Annotated in this window: 2 protein-coding genes; both read right to left on the reverse strand. The window is 39.6% G+C overall.

The genetic code is table 11. From position 1 onward, the window contains the following. Positions 1–2: 2 nt before the first annotated feature. Complete coding sequence (locus AB4496_RS14420; RefSeq protein WP_102257610.1) at positions 3–878, reverse strand: prohibitin family protein; 876 nt, start codon at positions 876–878, stop codon at positions 3–5. A gap of 148 nt (positions 879–1,026) precedes the next feature. Then, positions 1,027–1,404 (reverse strand): hypothetical protein, encoded by a 378-nt coding sequence (locus tag AB4496_RS14425; protein WP_009844893.1) that lies wholly within the window; start codon positions 1,402–1,404, stop codon positions 1,027–1,029. Positions 1,405–1,627: the final 223 nt, after the last annotated feature.

Raw genomic sequence — 1,627 nt, forward strand, 5'->3', positions numbered from 1 at the left:
TGCTACTTAGCTCTCATATCTAAAATAGGCATATTTTCACCACCCAACATTGTTGCTGGCAGCTTTCCGTCCCAATTTTGAGCTTCGGTCAGTTTAATGATTAATGGGTTATCCCCAAGAGCTTTGGCCTTTGCATTAATCGCTTCTGCTTCAGCAAAACCTTTTAATTTAATCGCCTTCGCTTCAGCTATAGCGATAAGCTCAATACCATCAGCTTCGGCTTTTGCCGTATTTACGGCTCTTTGAGCTTCTAAGTTTTGTCTAGCCAGTTTATGTTTCTCTGCTGCGGCTAAGTTTTTCTCAGTCTGCTTAGTCTCGATTGAGGTAAGGTATTTTTTTGGTAGGGCTATATTTTCAATCTGTATATTATCTACGCTTACTGGAAACGCGGCCATTTCTTCAATTAAGTTTGATTCAATTGCCTGAATAGCACTTGCTCTATCTTGAATCAGTTGCTCTGCATCATACTTGGGAATCACATCCTTAGTTGCTGACCTAAACCTAGGGTCAAGAATGCGAGCTTCAAACTGTGGAAGACCGCCATACTGTCTAAAGAGATCTAACGCTGCAGATTTGTCTACCGTCCAGTTAACGGATACGACGACCGTGACTGGCATCTGCTCTTTTGTGCTTGAGGCCATTTTCTCTTCATTCTTGCGTGTCCGAACTTCAATCTCTTCAACGCTGTCGATAAACGGAACTTTAAAATGTAAACCTGGGCTTACCTGTGTTTTCGCTTCACTAAAGCGCTTAACAATACCAATGTGCCCCTCATTAACAGTATAAACGGAACTAAAGAGAACAAAAGCAACGGCAATTCCGGCACCTACCTTCTTAATAGGTAAGTTAAGTTTCTTCATTTCTACAGCTTGTTTCATGCTTTTTACCAACCAACTTATTATATGTGTAAATAATCAATATCAATCCTAACGCCCGTAAGAAAGTGAGCCCCACAGAGCTAACCAAGTACACGGTACTTTTATCATAACCGCCGAGCGTAACGCATCATATTAGTCCTTATTTTTATTACTTGCCTGTTTTATATTCCATCACGAGCCTTACTATTTCATCGAGTTCCTCGCGTTCGTTTGACGAATATAACCCAGACTCTACAACACCAACGTCATCGTTATTGAAAACACCGACACGTAACTCATATTTTTTGGTTAAAAGGTATCCAGCGATGCCAATTATGGAAAACACACCAATACCAGCAAGTGGACGAAAAAGGAAAATAGGTAAACTAAACACAACCGCAATAAAAAACGACCTTGTGATTTTACTTTTAATGCCATGCTCTTTAACGTAGATATTTTCTAACGTATTAAGCTTAAGAGGCTTTGGGCTCTTCCTTGTTACAATCGAATCAGACTCAAGCCAAATATTCTTTTTGCCACTTCCCATTGTTCCTCCTCCATAAAGCCAACCAACTTAAAATACGATAAACCTATCTTTAACAACACCTTACCAATCAATACTTGCAAGGTAAATGATTAATGCGATTAATTCCCATTATCACATCCGATATCGATTCATAATTTGATGGTGACTTTAACCTAGCCGAAAGGCATCGCAAATAAAGAGAATGGCATTTTCGGAATCAGAGGAGATGTGACGACGAAAGAAA

Origin of the sequence: Vibrio sp. 10N.222.46.A1 (assembly GCF_041473595.1) — a bacterium.
Lineage (GTDB): Bacteria > Pseudomonadota > Gammaproteobacteria > Enterobacterales > Vibrionaceae > Vibrio > Vibrio tasmaniensis_A.

Coding starts and splice junctions, on each gene's coding strand:
- AB4496_RS14420 (WP_102257610.1), bottom strand. CDS start 878: ATGAAACAAGCTGTAGAAATGAAGAAACTTAACTTACCTATTAAGAAG.
- AB4496_RS14425 (WP_009844893.1), bottom strand. CDS start 1,404: ATGGGAAGTGGCAAAAAGAATATTTGGCTTGAGTCTGATTCGATTGTA.